Below are 21985 nucleotides of genomic sequence, written 5' to 3'. Positions count from 1 at the left end.
GGCGGCACTGCGCATTCGCCGATGCCGGTCGGCGCGACGGTCGAAGGCAGCATGCACTTCGACCGGGACGGCATCGCATCGATCCGCAGCACCCGGTAGGCGTCGGTTGCGCGCGGGTCGGCGCGCGTCGTCCAGCGCGATCGTTTCCCCGAGCATCGCGCTCAGCCCGAAGCCGGTGCCGCCTTCTAGCTGCGCGCACCACGTCGGGATTGATCACGGTGCCGTGCAGTCGGAGGCCACCACGCAGCGCCCGACCTGGATGCCGCCGTCGGCGGTCTTCGAGACTTCGGCGACGGTGGTGACGTAGCCGCTGAACGATTGATGCATGGCCACGCCGCGGAAGTGACCGGTCGTGACCGGTTGCGACCAGCCCGCCTTGTCGGCGGCCAGCGACAGTACCGCGCGCTCGCGCGCGTCCGCCTCCGGCAATAGCGCCAGCCGCAGCGCGACCGGGTCCCGCGCAGTCGCGGTGGCGCGATCTCGTCGGAGCATGGTCTGCATCACGTACGCGGTGTGAGTGTGGCCGATCGGACCGCCACCATATCACGGCACCGGCGACGCCGGATGCGGTGACGCGCACGTCGATGTCGGCAGCGCGTACGGCGTGCTCGGCGACGCCGTCACAGGGCGCGGCCGCCGGGATCGATGCCGCCCTGCATCATCATCGCTTCGAACGGCGTGCTGGCGATCGACTGGCCTTGACGATGGATGCGCCCAGCCGGGTGAATCTGTTGGTCGGCATCGAGACCCCACGCGCAACGCGGTGCAGGTGCAGCGGACGATAACGGCCGCCGCCCATGTCGGCTCCTGTGCGTCCACGCGCAGCTTGATCGAGCCGGGAACGCCAGCGCTTGGCAATCCGGTGACTTGACGAACACGTCGCAGTTGGCCACCGCGCGCCGACCGTGCCGCCGCCGGTCTTCATCACGTGCAGGTCGACCTGCTCGGGCTTCACGCCGGCGATCCGGGCGCAGGTGGTTCGCACCGCGTCGGGCATCTGCAGCCCGCCGTGGATGTGCAGGCGCTCGCCGTCCTTGTGGACGACGGCGTTCAGCGGTTCCAGCGCCGCATGGGCGAGATAAGGAAAACGGTACGTCGCTTCGATCGTTTTCGCGGCCTTGCCCAGCGCGGCCTTGGCGTCGCCGCGCTGCAGCGCGACCTTGCCGTCCTGTGTCGACAGGGTGGCGTACTCGGCGAACATCGCTTCCGACGAACGCATCTCCGCGCCGCTGTCGTCCCAGGTCACCTGCAGCGCTTCGCGGCCCTTGATCGCGGCCCAGGTGTTGTTCGCCACCACCGCCACGCCGCGCGAGATCTGGACCACGTCGACCACGCCCGCCACCGCCTTGCTGCGGTGGCGTCGAACGAAGCGACCTTGCCGCCGAAGCGCGGGGCTGTGTGCCACGGTCGCGACCAGCATGCCCGGGCAAGCGGATGTCGATGGTGTAGGCCTGGTACCGTCGGACTTGGCGCGCGTCGATGCGCGCAGTCTCGTCCTTGCCGATCAGCGTCCACGCCTTCGCGTCGTTCAACGCCACTTCGCCGAGCACCGCAAAGGCGCGGCGGCGGCGATCAGGCTGGCGTAAGTCGCGCGGCGGCCGTCGGCATGCACGACCTCGCCGTTCGCGGTCGTGAGTTCGCCGATCTCGACCTTCCACTGCGTCGCGGCCGCCTGCTTCAGCAGTTCGCGCGCGGCGCAGCTGGCTCTGCGTGTGCGTAGCGCTCCCACGACGAAGGCATGCTGCTGGAGCCGCCGGTGGAGCTGGAACGCGCCGCCCATCACGAGGTTGCCGTACCACGTCGGATTGCCGGCGCGGCCTTCGACCTGCACCTTGTCCAGCGCCACGTCGAGTTCTTCCGCGACCAGTGTCGCCAGGCCGTGGTAGGAGTTCTGGCCCATGTCGAACTGGCTGGAATACACGGTGACGAAACCATCGGCCGCGATCGCGATGTAGGCCTCGAACGGCGAACCCGCCGCGGGTTTGACAGTCGCGTGGGCGGCAGGCGCAGCGTCATCGTCGGCGTCCATGCGGCAGCCGACCATCAGCGCCGTTCCGACCAGGCTGGCGCCGAGGACGAACTGGCGACGCGACAGCGTGGGTGTCGCGATGGCGGTGGCCAGGGCGGAGAGTCGCGACCGTTGGAACATGTCCGTGCTCCTCAGGCCAGCGTCGCGGCCGCGGACTTGATCGCCGCGCGGATGCGTTGATAGGTGGCGCAGCGGCAGAGATTGCCGGCCATCGCCGCATCGATGTCGTCGTCGCCAGGATTGCGGTTGCTTTCCAGCAGCGCGACCGCGGCCATGATCTGTCCGTCGGCAGTAGCCGCACTGCGCCACCGCACCGGCGACCCACGCGTCTTTCAGACGGTCTTCGCCACCGGACCGGTGGCGAAGGCGCTTCGATCGTGGTGGATCGGCTGGCCGACCAGTGCACTTGCGCGTGACGCAACTGCGGATCGGCTGGTCGGCGAGATGCACCGTGCAGGCGCTGCACTGGGCCATGCCGCAGCCGTACTCTGGTGCCGGTCAATCCGCGATGTCACGCAACACCCACAGCAGCGGCATGTCGTCAGGGGCATCCACCGGCACCGCTTTGCCGTTGATCGTCAGTTCGAAAGCCATGTCGCGCTCCTGGTACGGGCCTGAAGTGGGGGCGGAGAGAACCCTGGGTTCCGCATTCGCCGGGCACTGCCTTTGGCACCGTCCGGCATGTGCCGCTGCAAGAAGGAACGGTGAATCGATATCCGCCGGACCGGGGCCACACTATTCCAATTTCCGGAGCCGTTCCAGTGCGGGAAACGAACGCGTCGCAGCGTTCGCGGGCAGGCAACGGCGCCCACGAAATAGGGCGCGAACGACGTCGCGCCGTTCCGGAATCGATCTTCGTACCCATGACATCGGCCGACACTCTCGAGTTTCGACCGGCGCCGGATTACCCCAGGACTCTCTTCAGCGCCTGCGTCGCCGCGGCGAAGCTGAAGTGCGTGGCGATGTTGGCGAGGGGCGCCGTCGGCGAGCTGGGTCCAGAGGGTCGTCGGTGTAGAGAGCGGATGATTTCCCGAGCGAACGCTTCGGCGTCATCGGCGACCAGCACGTCGACTTCGTGTTTCAGGTCATGCCTTCGGCGGCGACCGTGGTCGCGACGACCGGTTGACCATGCGCCATGCTCTGCTGACCTTGCCTTCACGCCGGCGTCAGTAGTGCAGCGGCGCCACGACAGTCGGCAGCCGTCGAGCATCTCGTCGAGCGAAGGCAGGAAAACCGGCACGATGACGCGCGCCGCCGGCGAAAGTGCTCTGATCGCGTCCGGCATGCGACTGCCGACGATGTGGGAAGCGCGCGTCCGGCAGTGCCTTCGCGACCAGCGGCCAGATCGCATGCACGAACCACAGCATCGCATCGATGTTCGGTTGATGCTGAAACCGCCGACGAAGAACAGGTCCTCGCGTTGTTCGGAAGCCGGCGCGAAGGCCGACCACTTATGCACATTCGACAGCACCTCGATGCGTGCACCCGGCACCTCGCGCTGCAGCAGCTCCTGCCTGACCGGGCTGACCACGAGGGTCACGTCGCTTTGCCGGATCAGCCGCAACTCGGCCAGTTTGGTCGAGGCGTCGCCTGGCCGGCGCAGGTCCTCGCGGTCGGCGAGCGCGGCCTCGCGTTCTCGCGCAGGTAATGCAGGTCGACGGTATCGAACACTAGTTGCCTGCGGCGCGTAGTGGCGCACGGCCTGCAGCAGCGGCGGGCGACGTAGTGGCGACTCAGGATCACCGCATCGAACTGCGCACCGTTCTCGCGCAGCCAGCGCATCGGCTCGGGCATCCACGGGGTGATACAGGGACCTCGACGCCGAGCTGCTGCAGCGCTTCCGAATAGCGGCCGTCGAACGCGCGGTTCGCGGCGAAGAGGCAGACCTGGCGCCGAGTGCGACCAGCAACTGCATCAGATTGACCATGCGCACCGAACCGGAATCCTCGTCCGGATGCGGCGTGGTCGCATCGACAATCAGCACGCGCCGACCGACACGGTGTTCGCGCGCGAGCGCAATCGATGCCCGGCTGCGGTTGCTTGCGGTAACCGCCAAGCCAGCGTTCGAGGAACTTCTGCTGGTTGATGACCTGGTACTTCTTCATCCCGGTCGTCGTCGGTGCTGGCCGATACGCCTTCGAAATGGAACACGGTCGATGCCGGCTGATAGAGCACGCGCAGGCCGGCTTCGCGCACCTGGAAGGCGAGGTCGGTGTCTTCGTAGTAAGCCGGCGCATAGCGTGCATCGAAGCCGCCGCGCTGCTCGAACAGCGCGCGCGGAATCGCGATCGCGGCGCCCGAGCAATAGTCGACTTCGCGCACGAAATTGCAGGCCGGATCGCGCGGGTCGCCGAAGCGGCCATAGTTCCAGCCGGAGCTGTCGCTGAAGACGATGCCGCCGGCTTCCTGCAGGCGCCCATCCGGATAGACCAGCTGCGATCCGACCGTGCCGACGCGCGGATGCTGGTCGAAGGTGTCGAGCAGGGTGTCCAGCCAGTTCGGCGCGACCTGGGTGTCGTTGTTGAGGAAGACGAGGTATTCGCCCCGCGCCAGGGCCGCACCGGCATTGCAGGAGCCGACGAAGCCGAGGTTCTCGGCATTGCGATGCGCGGTGATGCCCTCGACCTGCTGCAGACGTTCCCAGGTCTCATCGCTGGAGCCGTCGTCGACGACGATGACCTCGAAACCGGAACGCTGGGTCTCCTTGGCGAGCGAGCGCAGGCAGGCCTCGGTGTAGCGCCACTTGTTGTAGACCGGGATGACGATGCTGGCGCGTGGCGATGCGGCGCGCGGCAGCACGATCGGCGACGCTGGGGTCGCGGCCTCGTCGACCAGCAGTTCGGGCTTGGGCAGGTCCAGTACCGCAGGCGCATCGCTGCCGCGCACACGTTCGAGCGTGCCCTTGAGGCCGCGCACGCGCAGGCTGCGCAGCACGCGCGGCGGCAGGCCGAGCGCGCGCCGCGCGAGATAGCCGAGCTGTACGCTCGCGTGGCCGAACTGGCGGCGCGCGAAACGCAGCGGCTTGGTCAAGCGCCAGCTCAGGCTCGCGAGCAATTCGGCTTTCTCCGCCTCGAGGCGTGCGATTTCGCGCTGGAAATGCGCCGCCGCGGCCTGCCAGTCCTGTTGTGCGTCGTCATGACGTTGTGCGGCCGCCAGCAGTTCGCGGCCGAGTCGTTGCACTTCGGCATCGAGCTGCCGCGCCCAGGCGGTGCGCTCGTCGAAGTCGTGGACCAGTCCGCCGATGCGGCCATGCAGTTCGTCGATCATGCCTTCCAGACGATGACATTCCTGCAGGCGCTGGTCGGCAGGGTTCGTCATGCAGTTCGGCGATCAGGGCCGCGATCGCGCCTGCATCGGGTTCGACCAGCAGGCCATCATGCGGATGCGTGATCCGTTCCGCGAAGGCGCCGAGTCGCGTCGCGATCACCGGGATGCCGAGCGCCCGCAGTTCGCTGAGCGTGTAACTGAAACTCTCGGCAACCGTGGCCGGCAACAGGGCGGCGTCGGGAGCGATGCGAGCCAGCAACTGCGGCAGTTCGTCACGGCGATAGTCGAAGACCAGGTGCACGTCGCGTTCGCCGAGGAAGCCGAGGCCGCTGCGTCCGCAGCCGACCAGGAACAGTTCCGCGTGTTCGCGCAGATCGGTCGCGAGCAGGGCGCGCAACAGGCGTTCGCCCTTGCCGCCGTTCAGGCGTCCGAGCACGACGATGCGCATGCGACCCCGCACCGGCGGCTTCGGCAGCGGGGTCGTAGCGAAGGCGCGCAGGCCGTGGCCGATCAGGTCGAAACGGCGAGTGGCGAGTTCGGGTGCCAGGCGCAGCCAATTGCGGCGCACGCCGTCGGTCGGTGCGCTCAGGACCACCTGTTCGCTCGACATCCGTGCCACGAACGCGGCACGCAACGCCAGCCAGAATGCCGGCTCGCGCTCGGCGAACGGGAACTCCGGTGCCCGCGCCTGCACGAGCGCCTGCGCAAGCGAGTTTGCGGTGCCGTCGACGGCATCGAAATCGGCATGCAGCACTGGCCACAGCGGGAAGTAGTCGTGGCAGACGTGTTCGGTCGGCAGGCCGGTAGCCAAGGCATCGAGCGAGTGTCCGATCAGCGAGGACACGATCACGCTGCCGACGCCGAAGCGCAGCCGGATCTGTTCTGAACACCGCACGCCATTCGACGCTGTCGATGGCGCAGGTGGTGATCGCCGCAGCCAGTTCGAAGCGCGCCAGCGGCCATGCCCGGCCGGCCTGCAGCAAGGCCAGCTCCAGCACTTCGCCGCAGCGTTGTCGCGACGATTCGCCGCGCGCAAAGAGCGCCAGGTGCCAGCGCTCGCTGTCGCCTTCGGCGAGATCATGCGCGAACTGTTCGATGCCGCCGCCCCAGCCGTGCAGGACGTGCAGCACCACGCCGCGACGGTCCAGTCCGGGACGCAGGTTCGGCAAGGTCGGCGCGACCGCGAGTTCGGCGCGCAAGATCGCGAGCGCCACCTGCGGTGCCGCGAGATGGCGATGTTCGGGCGCGTCCGGGCCCCGCAACGGTGCGCCCGCGGCCGCGACGTGCAGACTGTCCAGGACGCCATAACGCAGGGGCAGGCCCTGGGCCATGCGCGCCGCGGCCTCCGGCCCGAGCAGGGCGAGCGCGCCGGCCGCCGCATCGCACGGGCGCACGCTGCGGGTGCCGAGCAACCACAGCGCGGCATCGAGCGTCATCGCATCGCCCGCGAACGCTTGCGCTTCCGGCAACGGGTTCAGCGTCGCGACGCCGACATCGGCCGCGGTGACCACATCGAAGCCCGATACCGCCGCCGCCGCATCCCGCAGGCGCCGGATCGCGAATGGCGGCAGCGCTGCGTTGGCGAGCACGCGCAAGGTGGTCTGGCCGACATCGACGCTGTCGACGACGCGCGCATGCGCATCGAGCACGACCAGTTCGATGTCGGGGGGAAGTTGCGCGAGCAACGCACCCAGCCAGGCCTCGTTGGGCTGGCCGAGCACGGCCACGCAGAGCGGGCGGGCATGGGTCACGGAGTTGGGCGCTGCGCACTCTGGGTGGTGCGCTGAGACTGAATTATCGCGGAATCGCCCGCGGGCCGCCATGCGAGGCGCAAATTCGCTCCGTTAGACTGCGACGCCATTCCTCGTCCCCGGTGTCCGCTTGGCCCGTTTCCTCGACCTGTTGCGCAGGTTCTACCGCTGGTTCCGGGTGCCGATCTGGCTGGGACTGGGCCTCGCGATCGGTTTTCTCGGTCCCTATCTCTGGTATCTGGACCGGCTGGTGCGTGCCGGATTCGATGGCCTGCGCTTCGATACGCCAAGTCGCGTCTATGCGCGGGCACTGGAGCTGCGTCCCGGTCGCGCCATGGATGCCGAGACCCTGCTGCTCGAACTCGACGCCGCGCGTTACGGCCAGGCCACCGACGCGCTGCAGCCGGGCAGTTATGCGCGTGACGGCAACAGTTTCCTGATCCAGACGCGCGCCTTCGTCGATGGGGCCGGTGCGCAGCCCTCGCGACGGATCCGGGTCACGCTGGCGAACCGGCGCGTCGGCAAACTGGAGGACGTGGCGGCGAAGCGGGCGCTGGAATCGGTGCGGATCGATCCGGCGCGCATCGCGACGCTGTATGGCAAGGCTCGCCAGGAACCGCGACTGGTCAAGATCAACGAGGTGCCGCCGCTGTTCCTGCGCACCCTGCTCGCGGTCGAGGACAAGGACTTCGCGACCCATCACGGCATCGATCCCTGGGGCATGGCGCGGGCGATGTTCGTCAACGTCAAGGCGGGCGAACTGTCGCAGGGCGGGTCGACCCTGACCCAGCAGCTGGTGCGCAACCAGTTCCTCGATCGGCGCAAGAAGTGGGCGCGCAAATTCAACGAGATCGGACTCGCCCTGCTGATCGAGGCGCGTTACAGCAAGGGTGCGATCCTCGAGGCCTACCTCAACGACGTCTACCTCGGCCAGCATGGCGCGCAATCGGTGCATGGCGTCGGCGCTGCAGCCGAGTTCTATTTCGGGCGCGACCTCGAAGCGCTGGCGCCGCACGAGATGGCCCTGCTGGTCGGCATGATCCAGGGGCCGTCGCTGTACGACCCGCGACGTTCACCGGCGAACGCGCTGAAGCGGCGCAACCTGGTGCTGCGCGAGATGCAGGAGGCCGGGCTGCTCAGCGCCATCGAAGCCAAGGGCCAACAGCGGCTCGCGCTGAACGTGACCGCGAGCGGCGCGATTGCGCGCAACCGCTATCCGGGTTTCATCGAGCTGGTGCAGGCGCAGATCGCGCGCGACTACGACGCCGCCGAACTGTCCAGCGAAGGGCTCGCCATCCACACCACGTTGGCGCCATCGACGAGGACTATGCCGAGCGCGTGGTCGCCGAGAAGATCAAGACGCTGGCCAAGGACACCAGCGGCCTGCAGACGGCGATGGTGGTGACGCGTGCGTCGACCGGAGCGATCGAGGCGGTGGTCGGCGACCGTGATCCGCAGCGGCCCGGATTCAATCGCGCGGCGATGGCGGCGCGCCCGATTGGTTCGCTGGTCAAGCCCTTCGTTAATCTGGTCGCCCTGGCACAACCGGAGCGCTGGTCGCTGATGACCTTGTTGCCGGACCGCGCGATCGCGTTGCGACAGCGTAACGGCCAGACCTGGCAGCCGCGGAACTCCGACAACCTCGAGCATGGTGACGTCGCCTGATCGACGCGCTGGCACGGTCCTACAACCTTGCGACCGTGCATCTCGGGCTCGATGTCGGCGTGCAGAAGGTCGAGCGCCTGCTCGAAGCCCTGGTGCCCGGCGTTGACGTCTCGCCGCATCCGTCGCTGCTGCTCGGTGCGACCGAAATGACGCCCTTGCAAGTCGCGCAGGCCTACCAGTATCTCGCCGCCGACGGGCACCAGCTGCCGCTGTCGTCGGTCACTGCGGTGATCGATCGCAATGGCCGCACGATCGCGCGCTACCGTGCACCACAGCGGGCCGGCGAACTGGTCGAAGCGGCGCGCCTGGTCAGCTTCGCGATGCAGGAAGGCTCGCGCACCGGCACCGGTGCGGCCCTGATCGGATTGGGTCTCGGCGATCTCGACGTCGCCGGCAAGACCGGCACCTCGGATGATCAGCGCGACTCCTGGTACGCGGGATTCACCGGCGGGCACCTGGCCGTGGTCTGGCTCGGCCGCGACGACAACAAGAAGACCGGCTTCTACGGCTCGACCGGTGCGATGCGGCTGTGGGCGGCGCTGTTCGAGAAACTGCCGAGCGAGCCGCTGCAACTCGATCTCGGGCACAATCCGGTGGTGCGCTGGATCGATCCGCAGACCCAGCGCGCGACCAGTGCCGAATGCGAGGGCGCGCGCGCCTTGCCCTTCATTCGCGGCTACGAGCCGACCGACTACATGGACTGCGACCGCTGGACGATCGATGACTGGTTCCGCAACCGCGTCTTGCATCGCGAACCGCCGTCGGCCGATGGACAATGGAACGATGATGATGAACTTTGAATCCCGTCGACTGGCGGCCCTGATCGCTGTCCTTGCGCTGGCCGCCTGTGCGACCAAGGCGCCGCCGAAGCCGGTGGCGAAGGCGCCCGAGCCACCGCCGCGCGACTGGGTGGCCGAGATTCGCGCCGAGGCACGGAAGCTGCCCTCGAACGTGGAAGTGATGCCGTTGCAGGAAGCCGCGGTCGAGGACTTGCGCCAGAAGGCGCGCGTCGCCGAGGCCGCCCGACAGTTCGATGCCGCCGATGCCACCCTCGATGCTGCGCTCGCGATCACGCCCGACGATCCGGCGCTGTGGCAATGGCGCGCCGAGATCGCGCTGGCCGAGCGTCGCTTCGACGATGCCGTCGCGCATGCGCGCAAGTCCGAGGCGATCGGTCCCAAGCTCGGCGGCCTGTGCGTGCGCAACTGGCTGACCGTGGCCGCGGCCCGGCATGAGGCGCACGATGCCATCGGCGAGGCCGACGCACGCGGCAAGGCCGATGCCTGCCCGGTGCCTGCACCGATCCGGATGTGAGGGTGACCTCGCGCGCCGCGCAGACGCTGGCGGAAGGCGGCGCGCTGGCTGCAGCGATCGAAGGCTTCATGCCGCGCGCCGTGCAACAGGACATGGCGACCGCGATCGAGGACACGATCCGCGATGGCGGCGAACTCGTGGTCGAGGCCGGCACCGGTACCGGCAAGACCTTTGCCTATCTGGTCCCGGCACTGCAAAGCGGTCAACGGGTGATCATCTCGACCGGCACCAAGGCGCTGCAGGACCAACTGTTCCATCGCGATCTGCCGCGCGTGCATCGTGCGCTCGGCATCCCTGCCAAGACCGCATTGCTGAAAGGACGCGCAAACTACGTCTGCTGGTATCGCCTCGACAAGGCCAAGCGCGAGGGCCAGTTCCCGAATCGCGCGATGCTGGCCGAATTGAATGTCGTGCTCGATTTCGCCGCCACCACGCGTTCGGGTGATCTGGGTGAGTGCGACGGATTGAGCGAAGACGCCGCCATCCTGCCGCGCGTCACCTCGACCAGCGAGAACTGCCTCGGTTCGGAATGCGCCTTCTTCAACGACTGCTTCGTGGTGAAGGCGCGCCGTGCCGCGCAGGAAGCCGATGTCGTGGTCGTGAACCATCACCTGCTGTTCGCTGATCTGGCGATCCGGCGCGAAGGTTTCGGCGAGATCCTGCCCGGTGCCAACCTGTTCATCGTCGACGAGGCGCACCAGTTGCCCGATCTCGCCGGACAGTTCTTCGGCGAATCCTTGTCGACCCGGCAATTGGCCGATCTTGCCCAGGATGCATTGCGCGAAGCCGGCGATGTCGCCGGCGCGCGCTCGGCCCTGGTCACGGTGGCGCCGGCGATCGAGGACCAGGTCAAGAAGCTGCGCCTCGCGCTGCAGGGCGAAGCCGCGCGCGGGGCCTGGCCGCCCTTGCGCGAACGGGCCGCAGTACGCGACGCGATCGATCGCGTCGCGCAAGCCCTCGAGACATTGACTGCGGCGCTCGATCTCTTGGCCGATGCCAGCGAAGGCCTGGCCGCCTGCGCCGAACGTGCCGGCGTATTCGTTCAGCAGTTGTCGCTATGGCGCGACCCGGAACCGGATGGCCACGTGCTCTGGTACGAAACCAGCGAGCGCCACCTGACCGTGACCGCGACGCCGCTCGATGCGTCCGAGCCCCTGCGCGAGTTCCGCGAGCGACTCAAGGCGGCGTGGATCTTCACGTCGGCGACGCTGGCGGTGGCCGGCAAGTTCAACCACTACCTGGCGCAGATGGGGCTGCAGCAGCCGCGCACGCTGGCCCTGGCAAGTCCGTTCGACTACGCCAACCAGGCCTGATGTATCTGCCCAAGGGTTTGCCGGCGCCGAATTCACCCGAGCACACGCGCGCGGTCGTCAATCTCGCGATGCCGGTGCTGGAGGCGTCGAATGGGCGAGCTTTCCTGTTGTTCACCACGCACCGCGCGCTGAAACAGGCCGCGGAACTGCTGGCGCATTCGCGTTTCCCGCTGTTCGTGCAGGGCACCGCGCCGCGCTCGGCCCTGCTGGAAGCGTTCCGTGCTTCGGGTGATGGCGTGCTGCTCGGCGCTGCGAGTTTCTGGGAAGGGGTCGATGTGCGCGGCGATGCGCTGAGCGTGGTCGTGATCGACAAGCTGCCGTTCGCGCCGCCGGACGATCCGGTGCTCGATGCACGCATCCGCACGATCCGCGAACAGGGCGGCAATCCGTTCGCGCAGCTGCAGATTCCGCAAACCGCGATCGCGCTGAAGCAGGGCGCCGGACGGCTGATCCGCGACATCCATGATCGCGGCGTGCTGATGTTCGGCGATCCGCGCCTTAGGTGACCCAGGGCTACGGCCGCACCTTCATCGACAGCCTGCCGCCGATGCCGCGCACGCGCGAACTCGCGGACGTGCAGGAATTCTTCGCGCGCGACACCGATCCGGCACCGTTCTGATCGGGGCTCAGGCCTCGATCTCGTCACCCGGCCACGGATCGTCGCCGAGTTCGGCCGGCTTGACCTCGGGTCGCGCCACCTTGAACCACTGCGCATACAGCGCCGGCAGGAACAACAAGGTCAGCAACGTGGCGACGATCAGGCCGCCCATGATCGCCACCGCCATTGGTCCGAAGAAGGCGCTGCGCATCAGCGGGATCATCGCCAGCACCGCCGCGAGTGCAGTCAGCACGATCGGCCGGAAGCGGCGAATGGTCGAACCGACCACCGCGTCCCAGGGCGTGATGCCCTCGCCGATGTCGTGGTCGATCTGGTCGACCAGGATCACCGAATTGCGCATGATCATCCCGGACAGCGCGATCGTGCCGAGCATCGCGACGAAGCCGAACGGCGTGTTGAACAGCAGCAGGAACAGGGTCACGCCGATCATGCCCAGCGGTGCCGTCAGGAACACCAGGAAGGTGCGCGAAAAACTCTTGAGCTGGAACATCAGCAGGGTCAGCACGACGACGATGAACAGCGGCACGCCGGCATTCACCGACGCCTGGCCGCGGCCACTGTCCTCGACCGTGCCACCGAGTTGCAACAGGTACCCCGGCGGCAGGTTCGCGCGCAGCGTGGCGAGCTGCGTATCGATCTGCTTCGTGACCGTCGGCGGCTGGACCTGGCCATAGACGTCGCCGCGCACGGTCACCGTCGGCAGGCGATTGCGCCGCCAGATGATGCCTTCCTCAAGGCCGTACTCGATGGTCGCGATCTGCGCCAGCGGCACCGACTTCCCGGACTCGGTCGGGATCGCGAGCGAATCGAGCAGCGACAGCTTGGCGCGTTCCTCGACCGGGCCGCGCAGCATCACGTCGATGATTTCGTCGTCCTCGCGGTACTGGGTGATGCGCGAACCCGAGATCGAGCTCTGGATGAATTGCGACAGGCCCTGCGAGTTCACGCCCATCTGGCGTGCCCGGTCCTGGTCGATGTTCAGGCGGATGACCTTGCTCGGTTCCTCCCAGTCGAGATGCACGTTGGCGATGTCCGCATTCGCGCGCATCACCGAGGCGACGTCGCGCGCGATGCGGCGCACCGTCGGGATGTCCTCGCCCATCACCCGGAACTGCACCGGGAATCCCACGGGTGGCCCGTTCTCGAGGCGTGTGACGCGACCGCGCAACTCGGTGAAGTCGTCTTCGAACAACTGGATCAATCGCCCGCGCAGCGCTTCACGCGCCTGGATCGACTCGGTCAGCACGACGAACTGCGCGAAGCTGGCCTGCGGCAGTTGCTGGTCGAGCGGCAGGTAGAAGCGCGGCGAGCCGGAGCCGACGTAGGCAACATAGTTCTCGATGCCCTTCTGCTGGTCCAGGAAACGCTCGAGCTTCGTCACCGCGCGTTCGGTCGCATGCAGGGAACTGCCCTCGGGCAGCTTCATGTCGACCATCAGTTCCAGTCGCGTCGAGGCCGGGAAGAATTGCTGCTGCACGAAGCGGAACAGGCCGAGCGATACGACGAAGGCGAGCACGGTCGCCGCGATCACGGTACGACGGTGGTCGAGACACCACTCCAGCACGTCGCGGAAGCGCCGATAGAAGTTCGTGTCGTAGAGATCATGTCCGGCATGCGCGGCCTTGAGCTTGTCGCCGTCCGGCAGCAGGCGGTAGCCGAGATAGGGAATGAACACCACGGCGGCGATCCAGGACAGGATCAGCGCGATGGTCACGACCTGGAAGATCGAGCGCGTGTATTCGCCGGTACCGGACTGCGCCGTCGCGATCGGCAGGAATCCGGCCGCGGTGATCAGTGTCCCGGTGAGCATCGGGAACGCGGTGCTCGAATAGGCGAATGCGGCCGCGCGGACGCGGTCGTAACCCTGTTCGAGCTTCACCGCCATCATCTCGACCGCGATGATCGCGTCGTCGACCAGCAAGCCCAGCGCCAGCACCAGCGCACCGAGCGAGATCTTGTGCAGCCCGATGTCGAAGAACTTCATCGCGGCGAAGGTCATCGCCAGCACCAGCGGGATCGACAGCGCGACCACCAGGCCGGTGCGGTAACCGAGCGAGAAGAAGCTGACCGCGAGCACGATGATCACCGCTTCGGCCAGGGTGCGGACGAATTCCGCGATCGAGTTGCGCACCGCGCGCGGCTGGTCGGCGACGCGACCGAATTCGAGTCCGACCGGCAGGTCCTTCTCGATGCTGGCGGTGGCTTCGTCCAGCGCGCGCCCGAGACGGACGATGTCGCCGCCCTTCTTCATCGCGACGGCGAGGCCGATCGCTTCCTTGCCGAGGAAGCGCATGCGCGCCGCGGGCGGATCGACGAAGCCGCGATGCACTTCGGCGACGTCGCCGAGCCGGAACAGCCGGCCGTTGCCGCGAATGGTGATGTTGCGGATCGCGTCGACCGACTCGAAGGCGCCGCTGGCGCGCACGAAGATGCGGTCCTGGGCGGTTTCGAAACTGCCGCCGGCGGTCACCGCATTCTGCTGCTCGAGCTGCTGCACGACCGCGCCGAAATCGAGACCGAAGGTCGCGATCTTGGCGTTCGAGATCTCGACGTAGACGCGTTCGTCCTGCAAGCCGATCAGTTCGACCTTGGCCACGTCCGGCACGCGCAGCAACTGCAACTGCACGCGCTCGGCATAGGACTTCAGCAGGGCATAGTCGAAGCCGTCGCCGACCAGCGCGTAGATGTTGCCGAAGGTATCGCCGAACTCGTCATTGACGAACGGACCCTGCGAGCCCTGCGGCAAGGTATGCCGGATGTCGTTGATCTTTTTGCGCACCTGGTAGAACAGGTCGGGCATGTCCTTCGACGGCAGCGAATCCTTGGCCACCACGAACACGTTCGATTCGCCCGGCCGTGAATAGCTGCGGATGAATTCGAGCTGCGGCAGCTCCTGCAGCTTTTCCTCGATGCGCTCGGTGACCTGGCGCGCGGTCTCTTCCGCTGTTGCACCTGGCCACATCGTGCGCACGACCATGGCCTTGAAAGTGAACGGCGGGTCCTCGCTCTGGCCAAGGCGCATGTACGACCAGATGCCGGCGATCGCGAACACCATGGCGAAATACAGCACCAATGAGCGATTGCGCAGCGCCCATTCGGAGAGATTGAAGCCGCTCACAGCGTCACCGGACGGTTGTCGCGGTCGATCGGCTTGATTGCCTGGCCCGGCTGCAGCTTGTGGACGCCGTTCGCGACGACCCAATCGGTGGCCGCGAGACCACCGGTGACGGTCGCGCCATCCTCGCGATAGACGCCGAGCGTCACTTCACGCAAGGCCACCTGTTTCGTCTTCGCATCGACGATGTACACCGCCGGCTTGCCGTCCTTCTCGTGCACCGCCGAAAGCGGCACCAGGACCGAGGATGCACGTGCCGCGTCGGTCAGGAAGATGCGTGCGGTGCGGCCAAGCTGCACGTCGCCATCGGGGGCGTCGAATGCGACCTTGACGGCATTGGTGCGCGTGGCCGGATCGGCCTGGGGCGATACCTCGCGTATCGTGGCCGGATAACGCTTGCCGCTGGCGGCCCACATTTCCGCGATGACGACACGTCCCGGCTTGAACTCGCCGACCCGCGATTCGGGCACGTCGATGGCGACTTCGAGTTCGCCTTCATGCGCCAGCGCGGCCACCGGCTGGCCGGGTGACACCACCTGGCCAACCTCGGCCATGATCTGCGTGATCACGCCGCTGGCATCGGCCGCGAGCTGTGTGTAAGTGGTCTGGTTGCGTGCCACTTCGAGTTGCGCGCGGGCCTGTTCCAGCCCCGCTGCGGCGGCTTTCTGCTGGTTCGCGCGGGCATCGAACAACGCCTGGCTGATGTACTTCCGGTCGAGCAGTTGGCGATGGCGTTCGAGTTCGGCGTCGGCCAGCGCAAGATTCGCTTCGGCCGAGGCCACGGCTGCCTCGTAAGCGCTGACCTGCAGGTTCAAGTCGTCGGGGACGAGGGTGGCGAGTGCCTGGCCCTTGCGCACGCGGGCACCCACATCGACCAGCCGCTTGTCGATCTTGCCGGCGACCCGAAAGCCCAGCGTGCTCTGCACGCGCGCACGCACGTCGCCGGCATAGGTTTCGATCGCCATGGCTTCGAGTGGAATCGGCTTGACCACGATCGCGGGCTTGGCCGGCTCCAGCGGTTTGCCGGAGCCGCCACAACCGGCTGCAACGAGAACGAACAAGGACACGAGTGCAGCAACGGACAGGCGCGCGGGCAAGGACATGGCAGATTCCGGTGGACGGGTTAATGAACCGGCCGGTATAGTATGGTTACTAAACCGAACTGTCCAGTATTGTTATGACCAAATCCGTGAAGCCCGTGTCGAAGAAAAAACCGCAGCCACAGGGGCGGCCCAAGGACATGGGCAAGCGGGATGCCATCCTCGACGCCGCCAAGCAATTGTTCGCCACCCATGGCTTCGACGGCACCAGCATGGACACGATCGCGAAAGTCGCCGAGGTGTCCAAACTCACCGTCTACAGCCACTTCGGCGACAAGGACGCACTGTTCAAGGCTGCGGTCGAGTCGAAGTGCGAGCAGCAGATGCCGGCGGCGATCTTCCACGTGCCGGACGGTGCGCCGATCCGCGACGCCCTGCTCGCGATTGCACACGGCTTTCACGGCCTGATCCACAGTCCGGAATCGTTGTCCTTGCATCGCATGATGATCGCGAATGCGGGCCAGGACGCCCATCTGGCCGAGTTGTTCTTCGACGCCGGTCCGCGCAAGACATTGTCGGATTTCGAGCGATTTCTGAATCAGGCGATCGCCGCCAAGCAGCTCGACATCCCCGATCCGCCGCGCGCTGCGCAACACTTCTTCTGCCTGCTCAAGGGCATTGGTCATCTGAAGCAACTGTGCGGCTGCTCGAAGCCGGTGCCGCGCAAGGAAACTGCCGCGCACATCGACAGCGTCGTCGAGATGTTCCTGCGTGCCTACGGGCGGCCCAGCGCGGATCGCGGTCGCTGACCGCGGGTGCTGGCAGCGTGACCGTTCTCGTCGCGCTGGATCTCGGGGTCGTCGACGGCCGCAGGCACCACGAGTTCTTCCGACAGCACGGTGCGGCAACGCAGTTCGAAAGGCAGCGGCGGCGCCGCTCGATTAACGCGCGCTCCGTCCTGGCAGCACTGCCGCCAAGCGTGCGATCAGGCGCAGCGGCATCGGCGGGCGCGTTTCGCGGCCAGCCAGGGCCGCAGTGAGCAGCATCCGGAACGGCGCCGCATGCTCGGCGACGCGCAGCAATGCCCGACGCAGGACACGCATCAACGGACGGTCGTCGCCGTACAGGTGCACCACCGACAGCGTCGCCAGATAGAGCGGTTGCGCGATGGCGCGCAGGTCACGCTCGAAGTCGACCAGCACATCCATCGCGGCGAAATCGCGACCGCGACGTTGCGCGAGCAGGATGCGGTCGGCCAGCAAGGCGATGCCGCGCAGGCCGAGGTTGTAGCCGTGTGCGGTGATCGGGTGCATGCCGATCGCGGCGTCGCCGATGCAAGCGAAGCGTTCGGCCACGAGGCGTTCCGGCGCCACGCCGACCAGCGGATAGACATGGCGTTCGCCGACCAGATGCATCGCGCCGAGCCGATGCGCGTAATGGCGCGCGACCTCGTCGTTGAACGCTTCGGGCGACAGCGACTGCAGACCTGCGATGTCCGCGGGCGGCAAGGTGATGACCACCGAGGCGAGATCATGCTGCAGCGGCAACAGGGCCAAGGTCTGGCCATACGCCAGCCACTCCCAGGCGATGCCGGGCTGCGGTTTTTCGAGGCGCATGCGACAGACCAGCATGCTGCGCCCGAAATCGCGATGACGCGCGGCAATGCCGGCGGCGCGGCGACTGCTGGAGAAGCGGCTGTCGGCCGCGACCACGAGCCGGGCTCGGCAGAGCGTTCCATCGTCGAGTGTGACTTGAGCATGCGTGGCCTCGTTCCTCACCTCGACGACCTTGCGCCCGAGCCGCCAGTCGATCCCCTCCTGTGCCGTCGCCACCGCGTAAGCGACGCGACGCAGCGCGTGGTTGCTGGCCATCCAGCCGAGCGCGGCCGCGCCCTGCGGTGTCGACACGCGCATCGGCTCGGTCGAATCGCCGTCGAAGACTTGTGCCTCGCGCAGTCGCGCGAATTCGTCGGAGCCGAGCAGCGGCCATTGCCCCCAGTCCTCGAGCAATTGCCGCGACAGTGGGGTCAAGGCGATCTCGCGGCCATCGTCCAGCGGTTGCGCCAGCGATTCGCGTGTGCCCGGATCCGCGATGCAGACGGCCAAGCCTTGGCGCGCGAGCACGCCGGCCAGACTCAAGCCGGCCGGGCCGGCACCGATGATCAAAATGTCGTGGATGTCGCTCATGGGCGCGCTCCGTGGGAACGCGGCATCGTCGAGCATGGCCCGCGGCCGTGCGTTGACTCAGATCAGGTCGGCGCGGCGCGCATCGACTCGGTGTCGGCGGGGGTGCGTCACTGCGACACGCACAGGGCCAGCAACCACGCATTCAAGGTCCCGATGTCACCGCTCGCGTCGTCAGCAATGCGCAGCTGCCAGGCGCCTTGGGCCTGTTTCCCGTTGAACGCGACATAGGACGACTCCGGGCGGAAGCAGCCCGTAAATGGCGCCGATCCGCTGGTGATCGCGGTGGCACAGGCCGAGTTGAATATCGTGTTCGTGTAGTTGGCGCCTGAGGCACCATTGTCGGTGGAGGTCTCGACGCTGGTGGCGTCCGGTGCGAGCAGGGCGATGTCGAGATCCGAATCGGACGTGTGGGTTGCGTTCAACCGCATCACCACGCGCTGCACCTGTCCTCGCCCGCCGACCGCGATTGCGCTGCCGACGCCGACGGGCTGGTTGTCCGGGATCGACTTGGGGACATCCGCGGAGGTGTACACCACGGCGGTCTGGCCGGCGGCGTACGCACCCACCGATGCATTGCAGTGCAGGGCAACGGACGTCGGCACAGTCGATGAGTCCGTTGCCATCGTTATCGAGGCTGTCGTTGCAGTTGATTTCGAACGGCGACTGGCAGACAGAAGGGCTGCCGATGCAGGTATAGGGTGCCTCGATCGTGCACGTGTCCGAACAGCCATCGTTGTTCAAAGGGTTGTCGTCATCGCACTGCTCGTTGCTGGCAATCACGCCATCGCCGCAGATCGACAGGCAGACCGACGGTTCCCCGATGCATTGGTAGCCGGTTTCGACGAAGCAGAATCGGCGATTGCAGCCGTCGCCGCCGTCCGGGTTGCCGTCAACAAGGGCGAGAACACATCGCCGACGCCGCTGTCGCCGGCAAGAACGACAGGGCTCGACGCGACGCCGAACACGAGCAAGCTTGCGATCAGGTTCCGAGTCAAGACGGGTCTCCGGCGACGCCGCGTAGCCGGGACGAAAACCGCAGTCACGCCGCTCGAGCCCGTCGGATTGACGCGTTCGCGACACGCGTGATGAAACAATCGTGCGGTTTACTTCGAGGTTGCCATGCAGAATCTGCTCGACCCCGCCATCCTGTTCTTCGTGTTCGGCTTGCTGGCCGGATTCGTTCGCTCCAATCTCGAGATCCCCCCGCCGATCGCACGGTTCCTGTCCCTGTACCTGTTGATGGCGCTGGGTCTGAAGGGCGGGTTTGCGTTGCGCGAATCCGGCCTTACCCCGGATGTGGTCTCCAGTTTGGCGCTAGCGGTGTTGATGGCCGTCAGCGTTCCTGCGCTCGGCTACCTGATCTTGCGTCGGTTCCTCAACGGCTATGACGCGGCGGCGTTGGCGGCGACCTACGGTTCGGTGAGCGCGGTCACGTTCATCACCGCCGTCCAGTTCCTCGAACAGAATCACGTGCCGTACGGTGGGCACATGGCGGCGGCCATGGCGCTCATGGAATCACCGGCCATCGTCATGGCGGTCATGCTGGCGAACTGGACGCGGCAGCAGCACGACGGCGGCGAGGGGCCGAGGTCGGCGATCTCGCCGTCCAAGGTCCCTGCATGAGTCCTTCACCGATGGCGCGCAGCTGCTGTTGCTGGGCGCGATGGTCGTGGGTGTAGTGACGGGGAGTCCGGCGAACGCGCCATGCAACCGTTCTCGGGCGATCTCTTCAAGGGCATGCTGTCGTTCTTCCTGCTCGATATGGGCCTGCTGCCTCCGCGCAACATCGGTGAGCTGCGCGGCAAGTCGCCGTGGTTGCTGCTCTATGCCTTGCTGGCGCCCTGGGTCCATGCCGCCATGGCCCGGGGCTGGCGCGGGTTGCAGGGCTTGTCCGTCGGCGACACCACCCTGCTCATGGTGCTGGCCGCCAGCGCGTCCTACATCGCCGTGCCTGCGGTAGTCCGACAGGCGATCCCCGAGGCGAATCCGTCGCTGTACTTCGGCATGTCGCTCGGTCTGACCTTTCCTTCAACATCCTGTTCGGCATTCCGATTTACCACGCGGTGGCGCGATGGGCTGCTGAACAGTGAGCGCCTGCGACGCGACTCCCGCCTGGCCCTGAAACCTGCTTCAATGCGCGCCAGCGGGGGTGCCGCGCCATGCGCCGGCTGAGAGAGACCCTTTATGCGCGAGATCGCGTTGAGCGACACGCCGAAGGTGTTCGGTGCCGAGAAGAATCCGCCGTTCGCCGTCTACGACACCTCGGGACCGTATACCGATGACTCGGTGCGCATCGACCTGACGGCCGGCCTGGCCGAGCTGCGTGCGCAGTGGATCGACGCGCGCGACGACACGACGCGTCTGCCCGACCTCAGTTCGCAGTACGGGCGCCAGCGCGCGGCCGATCCGAAACTCGCCGCGGTGCGCTTCCCGCGCGTGCATGCGCCGCGTGTCGCGAAGTCCGGCGCCAACGTCTCGCAAATGCACTATGCGAAGCGCGGCATCGTCACGCCCGAGATGGAGTACATCGCGATCCGCGAGAACGCGAAGCTCGAATCGCTGCGCGCGCTCGGCGGTTTCAAGCAGCATGCAGGCGAGTCGTTCGGTGCGGCGATCCCGAGCCTGATCACGCCCGAGTTCGTGCGCGACGAAGTCGCTCGCGGGCCGCGCGATCATCCCGAACAACATCAACCATCCGGAAACCGAGCCGATGATCATCGGCCGCAACTTCCGGGTGAAGATCAATGCCAACATCGGTAATTCGGCGGTGACGAGTTCGATTGCCGAGGAAGTCGAAAAGATGGTGTGGGCGATCCGCTGGGGCGCCGATACGGTCATGGACCTGTCGACCGGCAAGCACATCCACGAAACGCGCGAATGGATCATGCGCAATTCGCCGGTGCCGATCGGCACCGTGCCGATCTACCAGGCGCTGGAAAAAGTCGACGGCCGTGCCGAAGAACTGACCTGGGACATTTCCGCGACACGCTGATCGAACAGGCCGAGCAGGGCGTCGACTACTTCACGATCCATGCCGGTGTGCGCCTGGCCTGTGCCGCTGACCGCGCGTCGTGTCACCGGCATCGTCTCGCGCGGCGGTTCGATCCCATGCCCAAGTGGTGATTGGCGCATCACAAAGGAATCCTTCCTCTACACGCTTTCGAAGAGATCTGCGACATCGCAGGCCTGCGACGTCGCCTTCTCGGCTCGGTGACAGCCTGCGTCGGGCTCGATTGCCGATGCCAACGATCGCGCCCAGTTCGCCCGAACTGGAACGCTCGGCGGACTGACCAAGATCGCCTGGAAGCACGACAATGCAGACCGTGATCTGAAGGCCCCGGCCACGTGCCGATGCAGTTGATCAAGGAGAACATGGACAAGCGGCTGCGCGGTGCGGCGAAGCGCCGTTCACGCTCGGCCCGCTGACCACCGACATCGCGCCCGGCTACGACCACATCACCAGCGCGATCGGCGCGGCGATGATCGGCTGGTACGGCACCGCCATGCTCTGCTACGTCACGCCGCAGGAACACCTCGGCCTGCCGAACAAGCAGGACGTGCGCGACGGCACATCAGCCACCTACCGCGCACGCAGCTGATCTCTCAAGGAGTCATCGGGCGCACGGCCCGCGACAACGCTAGCAAAGGCGCGTTTCGAGTTCGTTGGCAGGACCAGTTCAATCTCG

Annotated in this window: 15 protein-coding genes and 5 pseudogenes; 9 read left to right on the top strand and 11 right to left on the bottom strand. The window is 66.8% G+C overall.

Features of this window, described 5'->3' with window-relative positions; translation table 11 throughout:
- Positions 1-213: 213 nt before the first annotated feature.
- The 6 genes and pseudogenes from IPP28_00100 to IPP28_00075 form a co-directional block, all read right to left on the bottom strand.
- Positions 214-492, bottom strand: coding sequence for a hypothetical protein (locus IPP28_00100; protein ID MBL0039467.1), 279 nt, complete (start codon positions 490-492; stop codon positions 214-216).
- Positions 493-661: 169 nt separating this feature from the next.
- A complete protein-coding gene (locus IPP28_00095; protein MBL0039466.1) occupies positions 662-1420 on the bottom strand; it encodes a molybdopterin-dependent oxidoreductase in 759 nt (252 codons plus the stop codon).
- 108 nt (positions 1421-1528) lie between these two features.
- Positions 1529-2149, bottom strand: a complete 621-nt coding sequence (locus IPP28_00090) for a molybdopterin-dependent oxidoreductase (GenBank protein MBL0039465.1) — start codon at positions 2147-2149, stop codon at positions 1529-1531.
- 11 nt (positions 2150-2160) lie between these two features.
- A pseudogene (locus IPP28_00085) lies at positions 2161-2623 on the bottom strand ((2Fe-2S)-binding protein).
- Between the two features lie 310 nt (positions 2624-2933).
- Positions 2934-4085 (bottom strand): hypothetical protein, encoded by a 1152-nt coding sequence (locus IPP28_00080; protein MBL0039464.1) that lies wholly within the window; start codon positions 4083-4085, stop codon positions 2934-2936.
- Positions 4007-5347 carry a glycosyltransferase family 2 protein gene (locus tag IPP28_00075; protein ID MBL0039463.1) on the bottom strand — a complete coding sequence of 447 codons (1341 nt, stop codon included), beginning with the start codon at positions 5345-5347 and terminating at the stop codon, positions 4007-4009. The genes IPP28_00080 and IPP28_00075 overlap by 79 nt, the downstream gene beginning before the upstream one ends.
- Before the next feature lie 995 nt (positions 5348-6342).
- Here IPP28_00075 and IPP28_00070 point away from each other — a divergent pair.
- The 6 genes and pseudogenes from IPP28_00070 (at position 6343) to IPP28_00045 (ending at position 11958) form a co-directional block, all read left to right on the top strand.
- Positions 6343-7083, top strand: a complete 741-nt coding sequence (locus tag IPP28_00070; GenBank protein MBL0039462.1) for a hypothetical protein — start codon at positions 6343-6345, stop codon at positions 7081-7083.
- Positions 7084-7177: 94 nt separating this feature from the next.
- Positions 7178-8452 carry a transglycosylase domain-containing protein gene (locus IPP28_00065; protein MBL0039461.1) on the top strand — a complete coding sequence of 425 codons (1275 nt, stop codon included), beginning with the start codon at positions 7178-7180 and terminating at the stop codon, positions 8450-8452.
- Positions 8386-8712, top strand: coding sequence for a hypothetical protein (locus IPP28_00060; protein ID MBL0039460.1), 327 nt, complete (start codon positions 8386-8388; stop codon positions 8710-8712). The genes IPP28_00065 and IPP28_00060 overlap by 67 nt, the downstream gene beginning before the upstream one ends.
- A 35-nt stretch (positions 8713-8747) precedes the next feature.
- Complete coding sequence (locus IPP28_00055) at positions 8748-9512, top strand: hypothetical protein (GenBank protein ID MBL0039459.1); 765 nt, start codon at positions 8748-8750, stop codon at positions 9510-9512.
- On the top strand, positions 9502-10026 hold the full coding sequence (locus IPP28_00050) for a hypothetical protein (protein ID MBL0039458.1): 525 nt from the start codon (positions 9502-9504) through the stop codon (positions 10024-10026). Before IPP28_00055 ends, IPP28_00050 begins: the two co-directional genes overlap by 11 nt.
- Positions 10027-10094: 68 nt before the next feature.
- Positions 10095-11958, top strand: a pseudogene (locus tag IPP28_00045) (ATP-dependent DNA helicase).
- Between the two features lie 7 nt (positions 11959-11965).
- Here the strand turns inward: IPP28_00045 and IPP28_00040 are convergent.
- Positions 11966-15076 carry an efflux RND transporter permease subunit gene (locus IPP28_00040; GenBank protein MBL0039457.1) on the bottom strand — a complete coding sequence of 1037 codons (3111 nt, stop codon included), beginning with the start codon at positions 15074-15076 and terminating at the stop codon, positions 11966-11968.
- Positions 15073-16176, bottom strand: coding sequence for an efflux RND transporter periplasmic adaptor subunit (locus IPP28_00035; GenBank protein ID MBL0039456.1), 1104 nt, complete (start codon positions 16174-16176; stop codon positions 15073-15075). Before IPP28_00035 ends, IPP28_00040 begins: the two co-directional genes overlap by 4 nt.
- A 74-nt stretch (positions 16177-16250) precedes the next feature.
- Between IPP28_00035 and IPP28_00030 the strand changes: the two genes are divergently transcribed.
- Entirely contained in the window at positions 16251-16922 is a 672-nt protein-coding gene (locus IPP28_00030) for a TetR/AcrR family transcriptional regulator (protein ID MBL0039455.1), read from the top strand.
- 132 nt (positions 16923-17054) lie between these two features.
- Here IPP28_00030 and ubiM read toward each other — a convergent pair whose 3' ends face one another.
- The 3 genes and pseudogenes from ubiM to IPP28_00015 form a co-directional block, all read right to left on the bottom strand.
- A complete protein-coding gene (gene ubiM / locus IPP28_00025; GenBank protein ID MBL0039454.1) occupies positions 17055-18299 on the bottom strand; it encodes a 5-demethoxyubiquinol-8 5-hydroxylase UbiM in 1245 nt (414 codons plus the stop codon).
- Between the two features lie 107 nt (positions 18300-18406).
- Complete coding sequence (locus tag IPP28_00020; GenBank protein MBL0039453.1) at positions 18407-18721, bottom strand: proprotein convertase P-domain-containing protein; 315 nt, start codon at positions 18719-18721, stop codon at positions 18407-18409.
- 265 nt (positions 18722-18986) lie between these two features.
- Positions 18987-19490, bottom strand: a pseudogene (locus IPP28_00015) (DUF4215 domain-containing protein).
- On the opposite strand from IPP28_00015, the pseudogene IPP28_00010 reads away from it, so the two are divergent.
- Positions 19419-20389, top strand: a pseudogene (locus tag IPP28_00010) (sodium-dependent bicarbonate transport family permease). The pseudogenes IPP28_00015 and IPP28_00010 sit on opposite strands and share 72 nt — an antisense overlap.
- 94 nt (positions 20390-20483) lie before the next feature.
- Positions 20484-21985 (top strand): annotated as a pseudogene (gene thiC, locus IPP28_00005) (phosphomethylpyrimidine synthase ThiC).

The sequence above is a fragment of the Lysobacterales bacterium genome (genome assembly GCA_016721845.1).
Classification (GTDB): Bacteria; Pseudomonadota; Gammaproteobacteria; order Xanthomonadales; family Ahniellaceae; genus JADKHK01.
Note: the sequence above shows the minus strand (reverse complement) of the source record. Positions and strands in the feature narration are given on the sequence as shown.